The following is a 20,596-nucleotide window of genomic DNA, read 5'->3' on the forward strand; positions in this document are numbered from 1 at the left end:
TTTTTCCAAAACACCTCGAGGGATAGTGATATGTGAACAGTAACAGTTCATCCTTTACGAAAGTTACCAATATCCGATTGATTTCAACATCACTTCGGCCCAGCTTTTTCTATACCATAACATTCATGGCAAATCCCATGTACCGCCATACGTATTTCTTTATCCAGACGTGAATTACAGGTGATCAGAGTCACCATTCTCTCCCTTTCATCAGGCTCTACTCCTGTGTCATACATGGAATTATTTTTCAATATAGATAATTGTCTCCTGTATGCAGGACTGGATAACTTGTATCCATATTCAAATGCCGGGCTTTGGGAAGATGCCTGTTCCACAGAAAAAATTTTGTACAGAAACTTTCTTTTTGGTGTTGTGATCTCAATTTCAGGACATTTTTTCAGAAATTCAGGCTGTTCATAACGGTTCAGATTTGCAAACATCATATTACCTTCTATATTATGCCCGTAAAGAATACTGTGGGAATCTGTAAAATTCTTTTTTATGTCATGTTCCAGAAAAATACATCCAAACAGATCTTCCTCTCCTCTGAAATTATGTTTCAGGTAATATTCATCATCCGCCGCCTGAACTACAGGATAAGAAATATCGGCTCCCGGGACAGTAATCCAGGCAACTGTCTGAGAGTTGATCTTTCTTAAATTTTCCCAGGAAATCCCGAAGGATTCCCTGATTTCATCTGTACAGTTTTTGTTTTTTGATTCAGAAGATCTTCTCTGTTTTTTCCTGCGTTTTTTTTCACTGTTTTTTGTACTGCTGTCTTCATCAGTTTTTTTGCCATCTGCCAATAATCCGGCACCTTCTCTGTTCTTCACCCCTGCCATTTGGGAAAGCTCTGCATATTCCTGCCTTGCTGCAAGATTCTGTTCATAACTTTTTATATAGAAGCCGGCACAATATATAAGAAGCCCGATTGCTGCTATGATCATACTTACTGCAAATGTTCTGAGTTTTTTCATTTCCGCGGCATACCCTTTATATTTCTTTTCCCGGAAACAGTTCTTCTGTAGATCACCACACCTCCTGTCAGCAGTCCCATTCCGATAAGTCCAAGAACAGCCATCATTTTAAACGGTCTGACATCTCCTGTTTTAGAACTTCCTGCCATGGAACCACCCTGATAGCTTCCGTATCCACCGGAATATCCACCCGAATTTGCGTAACTGCTGCCTCCGCTTCCGGAAGTCGTTCCTCCATTATTTCCACCATTGTAAGATGCCAACGGTGCTTTCGTCGGTACAGGAGTCATTTTCGGGCAGGTTCCCGGTACAGATGGTGTTGGTGTGGCTTTTGGCTGCTCTGTCGGTTTCGGTACTTCTGTAGGTTTTGGTGTCTCTGTCGGCTTTGGTGTTTCTGTTGGTTTCGGTGTTACAGACGGTGTTGGTGTGGCAGTCGGTTCTGCTTTTGCTTTCACATATGCCTCCTGCTGTGCAGTAATTTCCGGTGAAATATCACCTCTTGCTTTCGCTGTGTTTACAATTTTTTCAGGCTCTGTGCTTTCTGTTTTAAATACCATTTCATAGCAGACTTCAATTTTATCCATATCTGACAACGATGCTCCTGTCTGAATTACAAATCCTGTATCATCTGCCTCTATTTTGGCATCTTTCAGTTCTATACCGTTTTTCTTCACAAAAATGCTGTCTTTTACAATGGAAGCCCCTTGGGTTTCCAGTTTATCTTCGATAACAATATTCTGATCTGTGACATCCTCACGCAGTTGTCTTACTGTCAGTTTATAATATCCTTTTTCACCGGACGCATACTCTTTCTTATCTGATTCCTTCACAATTTCCAGAATCGGACTGTGTACCTCTGTCTCTGCTTCCCCGGTTGCAGGTATCTTTTCACTGCTGTCTGCAACTGCAGTATTGTGCACTTTCTGTCCTGCCAGGGCTGCATCAATCACTGCTGCCTGATATTCCACGATCATACTTTTCTGTTCCTGACAGTCCAGAGGATTATACATTACCTGCTCAAAAAGACCGCCTTTATCATTATCGCAGATACTATATCTACTATCCCTGACCAGTGTCCTGCCTGTTGACATCAGGAAAGTATTATCATCATTGATCTGTACATCAGCATCTGCCACATTTCCTTTCTCATCCATCAGAATCACCGAATCCTTCAGAAGACGTACTCCCTGAGTATCGATCACATCCTGCAAAGTAACATTACGCGCCACACATCCGGTCTGCTCCTGTGTCAGGACAATGCGGTATGTAATAATATCACCATATTTGTAAAATGGTTTGTCCGTCGTCTTCTCTACTTTAAGAACAGGCGAGTTCACCCAGATTTTTGAGGAGTCCTTTACTTTCTGTGCATTATCTGCATACGCCTGTGCTGTATTTACAATCTCCATCCCATTTACGCTTTCCTGCGCAGTACAGCGGAAATTAACAGTCACAGGTGTCTGATACGGAAGATCTGAAATCGTCACGATCCATCCGGTTCCCTGACGTGTAACCTGACAGCTGACCGGTTTTTCCACTGTTTCTTTATAATTTTCCGGATTCAGCTGATTTCCTGCATCATCAGTTCCTGCCACCGGATTCTGAATAACAGCCGGAACACCGCTTACAGTAACAGCATCTTCAGCTCCGTCCAGAGCCAGCCCTTCAGGAAGGGAAAGATCACTGATCACAAGATTTCTTGCAATAGATCCCTTCTGAAGATTATTAACCGTAACCTGATAATTCACCTGTTCTCCTACCCGAAATTCATTTTCCGCACGTCCGTCCCCGGCTGCCAGATATGGATTCTGAAAACTTTTCTCAATAGAAAGAACTGCTGTATTTACATACACTTCTGCGTCATCCTGTGAAACAGGGGCATTCTGCGCCTGCACATTGGCAACATTAATGCTTTCCATTCCATTTGCCGCTTCCGTAACTGTGCAAAGGAAAGAAATCATAACCGGAGTATTTGCCGGAAGATCTGAAATGTTCAGTCTCCATCCGCTTCCCTCCTGAAGAAATTCATAATTCACCGGTTTCTCTGATGTCTCATTATAAAATTCCGGATTGAGCTGGTTCAAAACATCTTTGGTCCCTGCTGTCAGCTGCGTAATATTCTGTGGGATTCCGCTTACCGATACATCCTCTGCCGATGAAAGCGCAAGTCCTGCCGGCATACCGGTATCCCAGACAGTTACGTTCCGGGCCACTGTACCTGCTTTTTTATTCTCCACCACCACATTGTACTGTACCTGTTCTCCGACCTGCCATTCATAATGATCTGCAGATTTCTCAATCCAGAATTCTCCTGAATTTACATATACTTCTGCATCATCAGATCTCTCATCTGTATTAGCAGCTTTTACAGTTGCTGCATTTACGCTTTCGTGTCCATTTGCCTCTTCCTGTGCGATACAATGGAAAATAATCGTTACAGGCTGACTGTATGGTACATAAGAACAATAAAAAGAAAATCCGTTCTCATCTGCATTCAACTGAGAATCCACAGGTCTCGCTTCATATGCCTGTCCTGTTTTCTTATCCGGTACGGGATAGTTTACCTGTCGCTGAACTCCCAGTACTTCCATGCTCTGTGCACCACCTGCCAGAACCAGTCCCTGCGGCAGACCAATATCAGTAATAGTTACATCTTTTGCGATTGTTCCTGCCGTTACATTATTCACTACGATCCGGTAAGCTACCTGCTCTCCTGCCTGCCATTCATATTTGTCTGCTGTTTTATCAATTTCAAGCTGTGGACTGTTCGGCCATACTTCTGCCATATCCTTTCTGGATTCCTGTTCTCCTGTCTCAGGATTGATCAGATTATCCGCTGTTGCAGTCACAATATTTTCCCATTCCTGTCCATTGGACTCCGCAGATGCCTGACATTTAAAACGGATTGTGATCGTCTCCCCATACTTCAGGGACGGACACTCTGCTTTCCATCCATTTTCTCCCTGTCCGGTAAGCGTACAGTTCTCACCTCCCTGACTTGTCTCTACAGCATACTGCCCTTCCAGAAGCTGCAGACATGATGGAAGCTCGTCTGTAATAACAACATTTACTGCTTTTACATCCTGTTTTGTCTGAGAAACCAGAATCTCATAATCTATGATATCTCCCGTTTTCCATTCATACTGAGAAGTATTTTTCTTTACTTCCAGTTCCGGTGGAATCACACCCTTTACCCACACTGTTTCCGTATCCATTGTATCTCCGCTTCCGTTTGTACGTTCATAACTCATGGATGCATGGTTTGGTACAAGAATACTGTATCCATCCTCTGCAAGGTATTTTGAAATATTAATTTCTGATTCCGGTCTCTGGCGTACTTTTAAAGTAAATGTGTAAGTCTGATTATCTGTAAATGCTTCATCCTGAAGGCTCTCTGCTTTGGCCCTGCAGGTCACTTTCTGTCCTTCAACAGCAACATCAAACCAGTCTGTCACTGTCTGCCCTGCATCATTCACAATACTGACTTTTGATGCATCCTCTATAGTAAGACAATCCTCAAGTATATCCTGTACCACAAAGGATTTCAGTCTATTGGGTGTCACCTCTGCCCGGATCATATACTGAAATTCCTGTCCCTGACGAATGCCAAAAGGTTTTTCTTTTGATGCAGCAGCTGCCTGTTCCCATGTACAGTTTGCCTCTCCCACACGTTTCTCAGGCGCTTTTTTCATCTCAACATCGCCGAAACAATAGGATGTAAAATCAAAATATGCATATGCTTTACAGTATTTCTGTCCTTTAAAGTTCGGACAATAACTGTTGCCTGATGGATCCAGATATTTATTTCTTGTAATCTCTGCCCATCTTTCCTGAGAACCGGCTTTTGCAATGGCATCTTCACGACTTTTATCCCATTTATCCAGTCTGAACTGATGACAGAATTCTACCGTAAAATTATCTGTATTATAAAAAAGATTCAGCCATCCTCTCGGATCATCCGGCTCAACGGAACCAAGGGGTGAGCTTACAGAATTTCCATCTACCGTCAGATAATCATTGTTTTTCAGAACATATGCATTATCCAGACTGCTGTCTGACGGAATACGGACTCCCTGTCCCGCATCAATATCACGTATGGTTCCATGGCCACTGATCGGCAGTGTTTCTTCTGTTCCATGCTTCAGAAACTGAAACTTAACCTTTGCGTATCCTACAGAATAAATAAATACACCGATACTGTTTTTGGAAAAGCCAACCATTGGATAAGCTTCATTATCTTTCCATGCAAACGTAGCTCCGCCTTTATTCTGAACAATCGATTCTGCAGTGCGCAGATCATAACGGGGTTCTGCATTCTCTACTCCCACAAGAATGAGTCTGACATCAACAATATTTCCATTTCCATCTTTTCCTACATTGTTATAACGCATCCCTGCGCTTCCGGCTTTATAGTCCGCTCCTACACGAACGCACTCTGTGTCACGTTCGCTTTTTCCATTGTCTGAAAAAGCTTCCCTGTCCAGATTATCACACCCAAAAGATTCATATGTGGTAATTCCGGGCTGAAACTTCATGTTAAAGCGATAACCATAATCTACCACCTTGTCACTGTCCCATGTTTCTACAGTTAACGGTGCCGCCTGAGTTACGCAGACAGGCACAAGCCCCAGAATTGCCTGCAGAATAAAAAGCATTGCAAGCAGCAAAGCTCCAAGGCGTTCTTTCAGTTTGAAATTGTGTTTCATTTTCCGTCTCCTTTCCGAACAAAAAATATAAAAATGAATGTGGGATTTTTCCCTGCACCTGGCAGGATTAAAGAATAGAAATAAGTTGAGATTGTATGATTATAAATATTCAAGGGGAATTAATATCGTGAAACAAGAACGTTTACACTTAAGATTTTAAGATTCTGCGCAGGGTTTCTTTTCTGAAACCCTGCACAGATTTTCATTGATCATTTCTTTTCTTCAGCCATGAAAGAAAATAAAGAATAATTGCAAGAATAATAAAAAACGGAATCGCAACTCCGATTATCAGTATCAGTAAAACAATTATAACAGCCGCCGCTGCAATAACAACAGCCTTGCCATGCCAGGTAGAAAGATCGATTACTTTTTTCCATCTTTTCTCCTGCTGATGAGGAAGCTCTGTCTCATTGCCATAACTACTTCCGTAAGAAGAATACTCTCCGTAATCTTCCTGTGTACTTCCATCATCTGTATCGATCAGAGTTTTTGCTATCAGATGCGGGTCTCCCAGTTCCTGCAGTACTTCCTGCTCTGAACGTCCGCCACGTACCTGAGACTGTATATAATCTTCATAATACCTGATATGTGCTGCTGCTTTGCCCTCCTGCATCTGCCCGGCAAGCTGGCTTCTCAGGATTTCCAAAAATTCTTTTCTGTTCATCTTCTACACTCCATTTTGCCAGAAATACATATCAAAACTCTACTGCTCTCTCCGTTATCAGTAACGTTCGTACTCTTATTTTACCATATATACCGCAGGTAGCAACTAATATAATCATAAACTTTTTATGAAATTCTTATAAACACATATATCGTTTTGGAAATAACACTGCAAATCCACTCGGATTCTCCTGCTTTCGTCATTTTCCGACAATTTTTGCATACATCTCCGGTCTGCGGTCTCTGAAAAGTCCCCAGTTCAGTCTGTCTGCCTTTAATGCATCCAGGTCAAAAGTGCTTACAAGCACCCCCTCTTCCCCTCCGGGCAGTTCTGCACAGAGAGCACCTGTGTTGTCTGTGATAAAAGAAGAGCCGTAAAAATTAAGAGCAGATTTCTGCATTCCGTTTTCCGGACATGGCTCTACTGTTTCCTCACCGATTCTGTTGGCAGCGATCACAGGGATCAGGTTGGAGGCAGCGTGTCCCTGCATACATCTTCTCCAGTGTTCCATGCTGTCGCATTCCAGGATGGGTTCACTTCCGATGGCAGTGGGATAAAAGAGAAGCTCTGCTCCCTGCAGTGCCATACATCTTGCCGTTTCCGGGAACCACTGATCCCAGCAGATTCCAACTCCAATGGTTCCAAATCTGGTATCAAAAACCTTAAAGCCGGTATCTCCCGGTGTGAAATAGAATTTTTCCTGATAATAATGGTCATCCGGAATATGTGTTTTCCGATAAATGCCGAGATTCTTTCCATCTGCATCCAGAACCGCAACGCTGTTATAAGTATTATTGACCTCTTTTTCATAAAAGCTGACCGGAATCACAATCCCCAACTCTGCCGCTACCCTGCTGAAATGACGCACTGCAGGGTTTTCCTCTGCAGTCTGCGCATATTCATAATACTCATATCTGCGCTCCTGGCAGAAATAGGGCCGTTCAAAAAGCTCCGGCAGAAGAACAATCTCAGCTCCCTTTGCTGCTGCCTGACGCACCAGTTCCTCTGCATGGGCAATATTTTTCTCCACACTTTTACTGCATTTCATCTGAACTGCTGCCACTGTTACATTTCTCATCCTGTCTGTTCCTCCTGCTCCTGTTTACATAAGTAAGTTTTTTCATAACTTTCAGGTAATAACCCTCAAACACATGACTCTCAAAGTTTTCTGCATCAAGGTCAGATATTTTTTCCGGGAATCTGCTGGGTGATACAGTGAATATTTCCACCGCCAACAATGATGGCTCTGGCATCAATGGGATAAATCCTTCTTTCAGGAAAACACTTCTGCAGAATCTCCACTGCCCTTTTGTCATTTTCATCCCCAAATTGTGGAAGGATGATCCCTCCATTGGAAATATAGAAATTCACGTAACTGGCAGCCATCCGTTCTCCTGCTTCCCGTTCGTCTTCTCCCTCTTCAAACACAAAGCCATCCACATCTTCCTGGGTAAGGCAGACCGGTTTCTGAGGAATCGGAAGCTTATGAATCTTAAATTTTCTGCCCTTTGCATCTGTTTCCTGTTCCAGCACCTTCAGATCAGCCAAAGACATGGCATACTGCGGATCTGTCTCATCCTCTGTCCATGCAAGCACAACCTCTCCGGGCCTTACAAAAGCGCACACGTTATCCACATGCTCATTGGTTTCATCCTGATAGATTCCACATGGAAGCCAGATAATCTTGTGGACACCGAGCCAGTACTTCAACTGTTCCTCTATCTGTTCCCTGCTCATCTGAGGATTGCGTCCCTGACTCAGAAGACAGGCCTCTGTAACAATCAGAGTCCCCTCTCCGTCAGAATGGATGGAACCGCCCTCCAGCACAAAAGGTCTGGCATCCAGACATGGACAACCGAGAGTCCTGCAGATAAAGGCAGCCACCCTGTCATCCTTTTCCCAGTTCCGGTAAAGCCCGTCAAAGGTACCTCCCCAGGCATTAAACTGCCAGTCAACTCCACAGACCGCCCCTTTCTCATCCAGAACCATGGTTGCTCCCACATCTCTGGCCCAGGCGTCATCTGTCTCGCATTCCAGCAAAGTCACACCGGAAACATTCCCAAGCTGATTCTTTGCATTCTCCATCTGAGCTTTGGAAACCAGCATATACACCTTTTCGCTCACTCCAATAGCCTCTGCAACTTTCACAAATGCTTTCTGTGCTTCCCTTGCCCCATAATTCCAGGAACCGGGACGTTCCGGCCAGATCATCACACATCCCTCATGAGGCTCAAATTCTCCGGGCATACGATATTTTGTTCTGTTCTTCTCTGTAACTTCCATGTCTGTCTCCTTTTCTTTGATAGCCCGGCAGATATCAGGAAAGCCGGCTCTTAAAGTCTTCGTATCCGAAATGTCTGATAACCTCACACTCTCCGTCCTCATGCATAACCGCAATATCCGGCAGCGGCATACCGTTAAATGTATTATTCTTCACCATAGAATAAATCGCCATATCCATAAAATACAGCTTGTCCCCGATCTGGATCTCTCTGTCAAAGGAATAATCTCCGATCACATCTCCTGCCAGGCAGGTGCAGGAAGATAAGCGGTAGGTATATGCCTTCTCCCCTGCTTCCCCGCTGTCCTTAAGAGGCGGACGATAGGGCATCTCCAGCACATCCGGCATATGGCAGGCTGCAGAAGCATCCAAAATCAGCGTTCTGATCTCATTTTCCACAATGTCCATAACCTCTGTCACCAGATATCCGGCATTCAGGGCAACAGCCTCCCCGGGCTCCAGATAAATATCCAGATCATAGGTTTCCTTCATATGCTGAATACATTTTTCCAGGAGCTTTACATTATAATCCTCTCTGGTAATATGATGTCCGCCACCCATATTCAGCCAGGAAACCTCAGACAGAAATTCTCCAAACTTCTCCTCTACCGCCTGCAATGTTTTCTCCAGGTCATCCGCATTCTGTTCGCAGAGCGTATGAAAATGCAGTCCGTCGATCCATTTCAGACATTCCCCGTCAAAGTTCTCTCTGGTAACCCCCAGCCTTGAACCCGGCGCACAGGGATCATAGATCGCATGATCCCCCTGAGTGGAGCATTCCGGATTAATACGGAGTCCCAGACTGGCTCCGGTACACACTTCTTTAAATTTCTTCAGCTGTGCTGTGGAATTAAAGATAATATGGTCACAGATCCGATCCAGTTCCTCTATATCTTCTGTACGGTAAGCAGGGGAAAAAACATGATTCTCTTTCCCCATCTCTTCATATCCAAGCCTTGCCTCAAACAGACCGCTGGCAGTGGTACCTGCCAGATATTTTCCGATCATGGGATACAGAGCAAAACCGGAAAACGCTTTCTGCGCCAGAAGGATCTTACACCCGGTATCCTCCTGGACTTTTTTCAAAATCTCCAGATTCTCCCGCATCTTCTTCTCATCGATCACATAGCAGGGAGTTTGCAGTTGATTAATCTTCATTGGCTTTCCAGACCTTTACCAGTTCAGGATCTTCGCAGACTTTCCATGGAAGTCCCCATTTGTTCAGTGCTTCCATATATGGATCCGGATCAAATTCTTCCACATTAAATACACCCGGCTTCTTCCACTGTCCGGTCACTACCATCATGGAACCGATCATAGCCGGAACACCTGTTGTATAGGAGATTGCCTGGGATTCCACCTCTTTATAGCATTCCTGATGATCACATACATTATAAATATAAATACTTTTCTCTTTTCCGTCCTTAACACCTGTGAAAATACAGCCGATATTTGTTTTACCCACTGTTCTCGGACCCAAAGATGCAGGATCCGGCAGAAGAGCTTTCAAAAACTGGATCGGCACGATCTCCTGTCCATTAAATTCCACAGGTGCGGTGGAAAGCATTCCTACATTTTCCAGACATTTCATATGTGTCAGATAGCTCTGTCCGAATGTCATAAAGAAACGGATCCTCTGTACTCCCGGAATATTTTTTGCCAGTGATTCAATCTCTTCATGATGAAGAAGATACATATCCTTCTTTCCTACCTCAGGGAAATCATAGACAGATTTAAATTCCATAGGCTCTGTTTCTACCCAATGTCCGTCTTCCCAGTAGGAACCATTTGCGGAAACCTCTCGAAGATTGATCTCCGGGTTAAAGTTTGTGGCAAAAGGATATCCATGATCACCGCCGTTACAGTCCAGAATATCAATGGTATGGATTTCATCAAAATAATGCTTCAAGGCATAGGCACTGAATACACTGGTAACACCCGGATCAAAACCGGTTCCCAGAAGAGCAGTCAGTCCTGCTTCCTTAAATTTCTCATTATAAGCCCACTGCCAGGAATAATCGAAATATGCAGTAAAGCCTTTTTCTTTACATCTCTTTTCGTAGATTGCACGCCATGTGGGATCTTCTGTATCCTCTGCTTCATAATTGGCAGTATCAATATAATCCGCACCGGCTTCCAGACATGCATCCATGATGGTAAGATCCTGATATGGAAGTGCCACATTCAGGACAGCATCCGGCTTATAGGCTCTGATCAATTCTGCGACCTCTGCTGCATTATCCGCATCTACCTTTGCTGTCTCAATTTTTGTCTTCGTTGTACTTTCAATCTTCTTTTTGAGTGCATCGCATTTTTCCTTTGTCCTGCTTGCGATCATAATCTCTGTAAAAACATCGCTGTTCTGACAGCATTTGCGAATTGCCACTGAAGCTACCCCACCACATCCGATTACCAATAATCTACTCATAAACTGTTTTCCTCCTCTTCCAGTAAATCTTCTACATATTTTGGAAGCATAAATGCTCCTCTGTGAAGGTTTGTTGTATAATACCATGTTTCTATATTAAGATTATCAAACCTCTCCGGCCTGAAATCTTCCAGTGGATGATATTTCTTTGATGCAAATCCAAAAAGCCAGTATCCCGAGGGACAGGTAGGGATATGTGCCTGATAAACCCTGCTCACCGGAAATGACCGGAAAACCTTTCTGTGCATCTTTCTGCATTCCACCTCATCCTCATCATAAAAAGGACTTCCATGCTGATAAACCATGATTCCGTCATCTCTGAGAGCCTTATAACAGCTTCCGTAGAATTCCTTTGTAAAAAGTCCCTCTGTATGTCCCAGCGGATCTGTGGAATCATTGATGATCAGGTCATATCTGGCCTTTTTATTCCGCAGGAACCGAAGGCCGTCTTCATAATAAATATTGACTCTCTCATCCTTCAGTCCCTGGGCAATATCCGGAAACATCTCCGCACATACATCCACAAACATTTTATCGGATTCCACCACATCAATGCTCTCAATCTGTGGATAATGGATCAGTTCTCTGGCAACTCCACCGTCACCGCCGCCGATGATCAGAACATTTTTTACATTGGGATGTACTGTCATTGGCACATGCGTGACCATTTCATCATAAATAAATTCATCCTTGTCAGAAAATACGATCTCACCGTCCAGAGCCACAAATCTTCCAAATTCTTCAGACTCAAACACATCGATTCTCTGAAATTCACTTTCCCCTGAAAATAACTGTCGGTTAATCCGGACAGAAAGCTTTACATTTCCTGTATGGAACTCGGAATACCATAATTCCATGATCAGATACCCCCTTTCAGGACCTGAAGATTTTCTACCTTCGGATCCTCCATTCCCTGCATGGAACAGCCTTTGTCTCTTGCATAAAGAATGTATTCTACAATTTCCTGTGTCACCATTTCTCCAGGAGCAAGAATCGGGATTCCCGGAGGATAACACATAACAAATTCACCGCTGATCCTGCCTGCCGCCTGTTCCATGGGCAGAGATTCTTTCTCCGCATAAAATGCCTGCTGTGGAGACGCCACCACTGCAGGTGCGATATATTCCCCGGAAAGCATACCTGTGCTGTCCTTCTTATACAGACGTTCAATATCAGCCAATGCCCCTACCAGTCTCTCAATATCCTGAAGCCTGTCTCCGATGGAAATGTAAGCCAGAATATTACAGATATCTCCAAACTCGATCTGAATATCATATTCATCTCTGAGAAGATCATAAACTTCAATACCTGCCAACCCATTTCCCAGTGTATAAATGGAGAGTTTTGTAACATCAAAATCAAAAACACTGGTTCCATTGATCAGATCCATACCATATGCATAATAACCGCCGATCTCATTGATCTCCTCTCTGGCATACTGCGCCATCCCTGCAACCTTTTCAAAGGATTCCTCTCCCCTGAGTGCCAGATTTCTTCTGGAGATATCCAGACTGGACAACAGAAGATAAGAAGCGCTTGTGGTCTGAGTCAGATTGATGATCTGGCGCACTTTCTCTGCATTCATACTCTTATTCAAAAGCAGCAGCGAACTCTGTGTCAGACTTCCGCCGGATTTGTGCATGGAAACTGCCGCCATGTCAGCACCTGCCGCCATTCCGGATACAGGAAGGTTTCTGCCGAAATAAAGATGGGTTCCATGAGCCTCATCTGCCAGCACCTTCATTCCTCTTGCATGAGCCTTCTTTACGATAGTCCGCAGATCCGAACAGATTCCATAATAGGTAGGGTTATTTACAAGAACTGCCACCGCATCCGGATTCTCATCCATAGCCTTCTCCACCTGACTGACTTCCATGCCAAGGGAAATGCCCAGCTGCGCATTCACCTCCGGGTTTACATAAACCGGAATTGCACCGCACAGTACCAGGGCATTGATGGCACTTTTATGTACATTTCGCGGCAGAATGATCTTATCCCCTGCCTTGCAGACAGACAGGATCATGCTCTGCACTGCAGATGTGGTTCCTCCTACCATAAGGAATGCATGCGCTGCGCCAAAAGCATCTGCTGCAAGCTCCTCCGCTTCTCTGATCACCGAAACCGGGTGGCAGAGATTGTCCAGCGGCTTCATAGAATTAACATCCAGCCCCACACATTTCTCTCCCAGCAACTGTGCAAGCTCCGGATTTCCTCTTCCTCTTTTATGTCCCGGCACATCAAAGGGAACGACTCTCTTCTTTCGGAAACGTTCCAGTGCTTCATATATGGGCGCATGCTGTTGTCTTTCATAATCCATTTGACATGTTCCTCTTTTCCTGTCGTCATGTACCGGCAAATACAGTTCTATCATTCAGCAATTGTATACTGCCTCAAACCGGCACAATGATTCAATTATTTCTCTATATATTCAAGTCGAACGCATGTGAGACACATCCTCGCAAAGCGTTTATCTCCAACCATATCCTTTATATTTGCTATATCTGCACAAAAAAAGAAGCAGATAAGTTCATTCACCATCTGCTTCTCTCATGATCTATAGAATTTCTCAGGCTCTGTCTCTTTATATACTGACCGGATTTCCCGTATAAATCCGTCTGTATCCTGTGCCTGTTCCCGTATTCTGAAATATTCATGACTGCTGTCGTCTTCAATCGCTGGCAAATATATGCTATGCTCTTATTGACCGTTTCACAAGATGATGTGTGCTTACGCACTGATTATTATAAAGTAATCAACTTATAAAATTTGAGCTCCTAACTCAATCAATAATGTGGTGTCTCCCACCCGGCAACTGCCCCGCCTGTCCGTATGGCTTAACATTCAGAAACTGTCTCTGAATGTGAGCAAATATTTGCATGAAAACGATAATGTCTTTTCATACTAAAGATGAGAATAACATATCTTCTGAACTGTTGTCAATTCCATTTTCCATATTTTGCACTAGAGCGTGTCTGAAAAAGGCTTTCTGCAAGATGTGCGTCACAATTTGTGGGATATTTTGCCCGGATGAGGGCGCCGTAGCGGGCTACGGCAACTGAATTCGGGTGAAATATCCCGCAAAGTGGGGGCGTGCAGATTGCGGGAATGATTTTTCAGACACGCTCTAGCTTTACCCGCTTTTTATATTTTCTTCATTTATCAGGGAAAACTGTGTTTATTTTTTAACAATTTCTTTCCTTGAGAAAACGTATTTTCTTTCATGACCAGGGATTACGATTCTCTTCTCTTATCAATTTGCACAACTTTTATCCAGTTTACTCACATTTTTTGACGTTTCAACAAAATTTTCTTGACATTTTTTTCTCAAAATGATATATTGTATTCATCAATTGAAAGAACCTTCGAGTACTGACGGAAAGAGTGGAGTGCAAACCACGTGGAGTCGGAGGTTTGTGGGAGCCGACCGTCTGGGCAGTATTTGAAATATTCAGATACTGGCCTTTTTTTATAACTTTCAGGGCAGAAATCAGGAATACCAGGCAGACCGGCCAATACTTCTTTCAATTAATAATTGTTGCTGATCGCGGAGTGAACAGCAACAGAAGTTTTTCATGTTATGCGGAAACGAAAGGAGAAAAACAATTATGGGATTCAAATCAGACATTGAAATTGCACAGGAATGCGAGATGCTTCCAATTACTCAGATCGCAGAGAAAGCAGGTATTGACGACAAATATCTGGAGCAGTACGGAAAATACAAAGCAAAAATCGACTACAATCTTCTGAAAGAAAGTGATAAGAAGGATGGAAAATTAATCCTCGTTACAGCTATCAACCCAACTCCAGCAGGAGAAGGTAAAACTACTACTACTGTAGGTCTTGCAGATGGTATGCAGAGACTTGGCAAGAGTGTTATGGTAGCTCTTCGTGAGCCATCCTTAGGACCGGTATTCGGTGTAAAAGGTGGTGCAGCAGGCGGCGGATATGCACAGGTTGTTCCTATGGAAGATATTAACCTTCACTTCACAGGTGACTTCCATGCCATTGGCGCAGCTAACAACTTACTGGCAGCTATGATCGATAACCATATCTTCCAGGGCAATGCATTAAACATCGACCCACGTAAGATCACATGGAGAAGATGTGTAGATATGAACGACCGTCAGCTTCGTAACGTAGTAGATGGTCTTGGCGGAAAGACAAACGGTATGCCTCGTGAAGACGGATACGACATCACAGTTGCATCTGAAATCATGGCAGTTCTCTGTCTTGCAAGCGACATCAAGGACCTGAAAGAAAGATTATCCAAGATCATCATCGGATATACATACGGAAAAGTTTCCGAGCAGAAACCTGTAACAGCAGGTGACCTTCACGCAGAAGGCGCTATGACAGCCCTGTTAAAAGATGCTCTGAAACCAAACCTTGTACAGACTCTGGAACACGTTCCTGCAATCGTACATGGCGGACCATTCGCAAACATCGCTCATGGATGTAACTCTGTAACAGCTACAAAGATGGCTATGAAGCTTGCTGATTATGCAATCACAGAAGCTGGTTTCGGTGCTGACCTTGGTGCTGAGAAATTCCTTGATATCAAATGCCGTATGGCTGGTTTAAAACCAAGCGCAGTTGTAATCGTAGCTACAGTACGTGCCCTGAAATACAACGGCGGCGTTGCTAAAGCTGACCTTAACAATGAAAACCTGGAAGCTCTTGAAAAAGGTATCCCGAACCTGTTAAAACACGTTTCCAACATCAAAAACGTATACAAACTTCCATGTGTTGTTGCTATCAACGCATTCCCTACAGATACAAAAGCAGAGCTTGACTTTGTAGAAGCTAAATGTAAAGAACTGGGCGTTAACGTTGCTCTTTCTGAAGTATGGGCAAAAGGCGGCGAAGGCGGAATCAAACTTGCAGAAGAAGTTATCCGTCTTGTTGAAGAACCAAACGACTTCTCCTATGCATATGAACTGGAAGGTTCTATCGAAGACAAACTGAACCAGATTGTTCAGAAAGTATATGGCGGTAAGAAAGTAGTTCTGACAGCTAACGCTCAGAAACAGGCGAAACAGTTAGAAGCTCTTGGCTTTGGCAACTGCCCGATCTGTGTAGCTAAGACACAGTACAGCTTAACAGATGACCAGACTAAACTGGGTGCTCCTACTGACTTCGAAGTTACAGTACGTAACCTGAAGATTTCCGCTGGTGCAGGATTCATCGTAGCTCTTACAGGCGAGATCATGACAATGCCAGGTCTTCCTAAAGTTCCGGCTGCTGAGAGAATCGATGTAGACGAGACAGGTAAGATCACAGGTCTGTTCTAATCCAGTTGAAATCAATCGAATAATTCAAAAATATAAAAATCATATTTATATATGATATGTGTCCAGACGATTTTACAGGCGGGAAGATTTTCCCGCCTGTTTTTTTCTTTATTTTTTTATAAGATAATCTTTTCCGGAAATACCAGGTTCCGTCATATGGATCGGATCCAGAATGCGATTAAGTTCATCCTCGTCCATAAGCTTTTCTTTCAGAATCAGACTTCTTACAGATTCGCCTGTCTTAATTGCCTTTTTTGCAATATCCGCAGCCTTCTGATATCCAAGATGGGGGCTGATTGCAGTGATAATACCTACACTGTTTTCTACCAGATAACGGCATCTTTCTTCATTTGCCGTAATTCCTACAATACAATTATCTACCAATGTCTGGACTGCATAGCCAAGAGTATCGATAGACTGAAACATGCAATAGAAAATAATCGGCTCAAACGCATTTAATTCCAGCTGACCAGCCTCTGCAGCCATGGTAATGGTAACATCATTACCAATAATATTAAAAGCAACCTGATTCACTACTTCAGGAATAACCGGATTAACTTTACCTGGCATAATAGAGGAACCATTCTGTTTTGCCGGAAGATTAATCTCCCCAAAACCAGTACGTGGACCGGAGGACATCAGACGGAGATCATTTGACATTTTGGAAAGAGTTACCGCACATGCTTTCACAGCACCGGAAACGGCTACAAATGGATCCAGATTCTGAGTGGAATCAATCAGATCAAAAGCCTGTATAAAGTCCATTCCCGATATTTCAGTGAGATTTGGAACAATTCTTCTCAGATAGCCCTCATCTGCATTAATTCCTGTTCCAATAGCAGTACCTCCCATATTAAGAGTCCGCATTTCATCCATTGCTTTATCCATTCTGTGGATATCACGCATGATTGCTACCGAATATGCCTTAAATTCCTGTCCCAGACGAATTGGTACTGCATCCTGCATCTGTGTACGCCCCATTTTTATTATGTGATCAAACTCTGTAGCTTTTTCATTAAGAGCATCATAGAGGCGAAGAAGCTGTTTTTTCAGATTCTGCAACAAACGAAGAGAAGTCATTTTACCGGCAGTAGGAATAACGTCATTGGTAGACTGTCCACAATTCACATCATCGTTAGGATTTATAATTGTATAATCGCCCTTTTTTCCTCCCAGTATCTCAATCGCGCGATTTGCAATTACTTCATTGGCATTCATATTTAAAGATGTGCCAGCTCCTCCCTGAACAGGATCCACAATAAATTCATTATGGAATTTTCCTGAAACAATTTCATCACATGCCTGGACAATCGCCTGTGCTTTTTTCTTCTCAAGAAGCCCCACCTCACAATTGGTTATCGCTGCTGCTTTTTTTATGTATGCAAGACTGTTAATAATTTCCGGATGCATATTCAGCCCCGTAATGTGAAAATTTTCAGCCGCACGTAAGGATTGTACTCCATAATATACATCTTCCGGAATATCCTTTACACCAATAGAATCCCTTTCTACACGATAGTCTGTTTTTTTCATAGTTATTCGCCCTCCCATGTATTTGCCCTCATTATATATCTCTGCTATAATATAATCAAATACATATATTTTTATAAAATATATAGTGTTTAAATTATATATCGGAGGAGTTTATATGTTTCAGGGAATGGAATACATCTATGAGGTCTACAAGGAAAAAAGCTTTTCCAAAGCTGCTGCTGCTCTTTTCATTTCGCAGCCTTCTTTAAGCGCCAATGTAAAACGTGTGGAAAACCGTATTGGCTATCCTATTTTTGATCGAAGTACCAAACCTTTGCAGTTAACTGAAGTTGGAAAACATTATGTACAGGCTGTTGAAAAAGTCATGGATATTGAAAATAATCTCGAAAACTACCTACTGGATCTGGGAAATCTCAAAACAGGAACTCTTAATGTAGGTGGCAGTAACTTTTTTTCTTCGTGGATTCTGCCTCCCCTTATTGCTGATTTTTCCCAAAAATTCCCCCATGTTCAAATTTCTCTTGTAGAAGAAAGTACAGCAAAGCTATCCCAGTTTCTCCAGGCCGGAAAGTTAGATCTGGTAATTGATAACTGTATTCTGGATAACCAGATTTTTGAACATTATATCTACCAGAAAGAACAACTTCTTCTAGCGGTTCCCAAAAATTATTCAGTAAATACCAGACTGCAGAAATATCAGATTCCTATTGAGGAAATCCGGAACGGGCAGTTCCGTTCTTCTCATATTCCTTCTGTTCCATTAAACAACTTTGAGAACGAACCATTTATTATTCTTCGTTCAGATAACGATACCGGTAAGCGTGCGCTGACCATTTGTCAGGAAAATCACTTTTCACCTTCTGTAGTATTTCGCCTGGATCAGCAGATGACTGCCTATAATATTGCATGTTTGGGAATGGGTATCACTTTCATCGGGGATCTTCTGCTCTCCAGAGTTCCAACAAATTCAGAACTTGTTTTTTATAAGCTGCCCGGTCAGAGCAGTAAACGCACTGTATTTTTTTACTGGAAGAAAGGCCGCTATATCAGCAGAGCCATGGAAGAATTCCTGAAGCTGCCCTTTTCCTGATATGTCATAATCAATAGGCTATGGTGATTGGTCATCATCATATGTACGTCAAAATGGGGTTGTTGTGCTAAATAAGCACAACAACCCCAGTATGTCAGGCAGATATTCGATTAGAACAATGGCTTCATCGCCGGATACAGAGTTCTGAACTTCTGATATCTCTCTTCATATTTTGCAACCAGTTCAGGATCCGGTTCTACTGTATCAACAACTTTGGCAAATTTCTTACCGATGGTTTCTACATCCGGGTAAGCACCACAGCCTACTGCTGCCAGCATAGCACCACCCATGGACGGGCCTTCTTCGTTCTCCAGAACATCAACCTTCAGGTTCATAACGTTTGCAATGATCTTCTTCCACAGTGGGCTCTTAGCTCCGCCACCGCAGATCTTGGTTCTCTCAATCTTGATTCCAAGGCTTCTTGCAACTTCCAGGGAATCACGAAGACCAAAGGCAACACCTTCCAGAACAGCCTGTGTCATGTCTGCTCTTGTGCTGTCCATGGACATTCCGAAGAATACACCTCTTGCATCAGGATTATTATGAGGTGAGCGTTCTCCCATCAAATATGGAAGGAAGAATACATGATTCTCTCCCAGCTTCTGAATTGGAGCCTGCTCTGCTGCGAAATCCTTTGTCTGAAGAATCTCCTCTGCCCACCATTTGTTACAGGAAGCTGCGCTGAGCATGCATCCCATCAGATGATAGCTTCCATCTGCATGACAGAAAGAATGAAGTGCGTTATTTTCGTCCACACCAAAGTTTTTACTGGAAATAAACACAGTTCCGGATGTTCCAAGAGAAATATTACACTGACCGTCACCAACTGTACCTGTTCCTACAGCAGCTGCCGCATTGTCACCTGCACCTGCAACAACTTTTACATCTTCACTGAATCCAAGTTCTTTCGCAATCTCAGGTTTCAAAGTTCCTACTACTTCCCAGCTCTCATACAGTTTCGGAAGCTGTTCTTCTGTGATTCCACAGATCTCCAGCATTTCTTTTGACCAGCAGCGGTTCTTTACATCAAGAAGAAGCATACCGGAAGCATCAGAAACATCTGTACAGAAGGAACCGGACAGGCGATATGCCAGATAATCCTTAGGCAGCATGATCTTTACTACCTTCTTAAAGTTCTCAGGCTCGTTTTTCTGCATCCAGAGGATCTTCGGTGCTGTGAAGCCTGCGAAAGCAATATTTGCTGTATACTGTGAAAGTTTGTCTTTTCCGATCACTGTATTCAGATATTCTGTCTCTTCGCCTGTACGTCCGTCATTCCAGAGGATTGCAGGACGGATCACATTATCATCCTTGTCAAGTGTTACCAGACCATGCATCTGGCCGCCAAAACCAATTCCTGCTACCTGCGCTCTGTCGATATCCTTTGTCAGCTCTTTCATTCCTTCCATACTCTGCGCAAACCAGTCTTCCGGTTTCTGCTCAGACCAGCCCGGATGTGGGAAGAATAAAGGATATTCTCTGGATACGATGTTACAGATTTTTCCTGATTCTTCCATAAGAAGAAGTTTTACAGCGGAAGTACCAAGGTCAATACCAATATAATACATAAGTGCTCTCCTTTTCTATTTCTAATCTAATACATCCCAGAGCAAAGCCCCGGGATGCCTTTAATATAGTGTCAGTTTATTTATTCTGTATTCAGAT

General features: G+C 43.2%; 16 protein-coding genes and 1 riboswitch. Of the genes, 4 read left to right on the top strand and 12 right to left on the bottom strand.

Translation table 11 applies throughout. From position 1 onward, the window contains the following. Positions 1-89: 89 nt before the first annotated feature. From srtB to LJE09_RS18795, 10 genes are all read right to left on the bottom strand, one after another. Complete coding sequence (gene srtB, locus LJE09_RS09400; RefSeq protein WP_020437297.1) at positions 90-977, bottom strand: class B sortase; 888 nt, start codon at positions 975-977, stop codon at positions 90-92. After that, positions 974-5,683 carry an isopeptide-forming domain-containing fimbrial protein gene (locus LJE09_RS09405; protein WP_227311242.1) on the bottom strand — a complete coding sequence of 1,570 codons (4,710 nt, stop codon included), beginning with the start codon at positions 5,681-5,683 and terminating at the stop codon, positions 974-976. The genes srtB and LJE09_RS09405 overlap by 4 nt, the downstream gene beginning before the upstream one ends. Before the next feature lie 202 nt (positions 5,684-5,885). Beyond that, on the bottom strand, positions 5,886-6,347 hold the full coding sequence (locus tag LJE09_RS09410; RefSeq protein WP_008708147.1) for a DUF1700 domain-containing protein: 462 nt from the start codon (positions 6,345-6,347) through the stop codon (positions 5,886-5,888). 199 nt (positions 6,348-6,546) lie between these two features. Next, positions 6,547-7,425: an N-carbamoylputrescine amidase gene (gene aguB, locus LJE09_RS09415; protein WP_008708143.1), complete on the bottom strand. Its 879-nt coding sequence runs from the start codon at positions 7,423-7,425 to the stop codon at positions 6,547-6,549. A 101-nt stretch (positions 7,426-7,526) separates the two neighbouring features. Next, positions 7,527-8,630: an agmatine deiminase gene (gene aguA, locus LJE09_RS09420; RefSeq protein ID WP_008708142.1), complete on the bottom strand. Its 1,104-nt coding sequence runs from the start codon at positions 8,628-8,630 to the stop codon at positions 7,527-7,529. Positions 8,631-8,664: 34 nt separating this feature from the next. Further along, positions 8,665-9,786 carry a carboxynorspermidine decarboxylase gene (nspC, locus tag LJE09_RS09425; RefSeq protein ID WP_008708141.1) on the bottom strand — a complete coding sequence of 374 codons (1,122 nt, stop codon included), beginning with the start codon at positions 9,784-9,786 and terminating at the stop codon, positions 8,665-8,667. After that, complete coding sequence (locus tag LJE09_RS09430; protein WP_008708140.1) at positions 9,776-11,056, bottom strand: saccharopine dehydrogenase family protein; 1,281 nt, start codon at positions 11,054-11,056, stop codon at positions 9,776-9,778. The genes nspC and LJE09_RS09430 overlap by 11 nt, the downstream gene beginning before the upstream one ends. Then, positions 11,053-11,913: a polyamine aminopropyltransferase gene (speE, locus tag LJE09_RS09435; RefSeq protein WP_008708139.1), complete on the bottom strand. Its 861-nt coding sequence runs from the start codon at positions 11,911-11,913 to the stop codon at positions 11,053-11,055. Before speE ends, LJE09_RS09430 begins: the two co-directional genes overlap by 4 nt. A gap of 2 nt (positions 11,914-11,915) precedes the next feature. Further along, a complete protein-coding gene (locus tag LJE09_RS09440) occupies positions 11,916-13,373 on the bottom strand; it encodes an aminotransferase class I/II-fold pyridoxal phosphate-dependent enzyme (RefSeq protein ID WP_020435601.1) in 1,458 nt (485 codons plus the stop codon). A gap of 619 nt (positions 13,374-13,992) precedes the next feature. Then, a complete protein-coding gene (locus tag LJE09_RS18795) occupies positions 13,993-14,085 on the bottom strand; it encodes a DUF6783 domain-containing protein (protein WP_319792445.1) in 93 nt (30 codons plus the stop codon). On the opposite strand from LJE09_RS18795, the gene LJE09_RS18800 reads away from it, so the two are divergent. From LJE09_RS18800 to LJE09_RS09445, 3 genes are all read left to right on the top strand, one after another. After that, positions 14,062-14,115 (top strand): DUF6783 domain-containing protein, encoded by a 54-nt coding sequence (locus tag LJE09_RS18800; protein ID WP_319792444.1) that lies wholly within the window; start codon positions 14,062-14,064, stop codon positions 14,113-14,115. The two genes, LJE09_RS18795 and LJE09_RS18800, sit on opposite strands and share 24 nt — an antisense overlap. 46 nt (positions 14,116-14,161) lie before the next feature. Next, positions 14,162-14,242 (top strand): hypothetical protein, encoded by an 81-nt coding sequence (locus LJE09_RS18805; RefSeq protein WP_306505412.1) that lies wholly within the window; start codon positions 14,162-14,164, stop codon positions 14,240-14,242. Positions 14,243-14,411: 169 nt separating this feature from the next. Continuing rightward, a riboswitch (ZMP/ZTP riboswitch) is annotated at positions 14,412-14,497 on the top strand. Positions 14,498-14,661: 164 nt separating this feature from the next. After that, positions 14,662-16,347, top strand: a complete 1,686-nt coding sequence (locus LJE09_RS09445) for a formate--tetrahydrofolate ligase (RefSeq protein ID WP_008708136.1) — start codon at positions 14,662-14,664, stop codon at positions 16,345-16,347. Between the two features lie 108 nt (positions 16,348-16,455). On the opposite strand, the gene LJE09_RS09450 is transcribed toward LJE09_RS09445, so the two are convergent. Further along, positions 16,456-17,898 (bottom strand): aspartate ammonia-lyase, encoded by a 1,443-nt coding sequence (locus LJE09_RS09450; protein WP_008708134.1) that lies wholly within the window; start codon positions 17,896-17,898, stop codon positions 16,456-16,458. Between the two features lie 97 nt (positions 17,899-17,995). Here LJE09_RS09450 and LJE09_RS09455 point away from each other — a divergent pair, with 97 nt between their 5' ends. After that, positions 17,996-18,931, top strand: a complete 936-nt coding sequence (locus LJE09_RS09455; RefSeq protein WP_227311244.1) for a LysR family transcriptional regulator — start codon at positions 17,996-17,998, stop codon at positions 18,929-18,931. Between the two features lie 110 nt (positions 18,932-19,041). On the opposite strand, the gene xylB is transcribed toward LJE09_RS09455, so the two are convergent. Next, the gene (gene xylB / locus LJE09_RS09460; RefSeq protein ID WP_173743646.1) at positions 19,042-20,499 is read right to left on the bottom strand and encodes a xylulokinase; all 1,458 of its coding nucleotides are present in this window, start codon (positions 20,497-20,499) and stop codon (positions 19,042-19,044) included. Positions 20,500-20,596: the final 97 nt, after the last annotated feature.

Source organism: Blautia sp. DFI.3.45, from assembly GCF_020593505.1.
Lineage (GTDB): Bacteria > Bacillota > Clostridia > Lachnospirales > Lachnospiraceae > Blautia_A > Blautia_A wexlerae.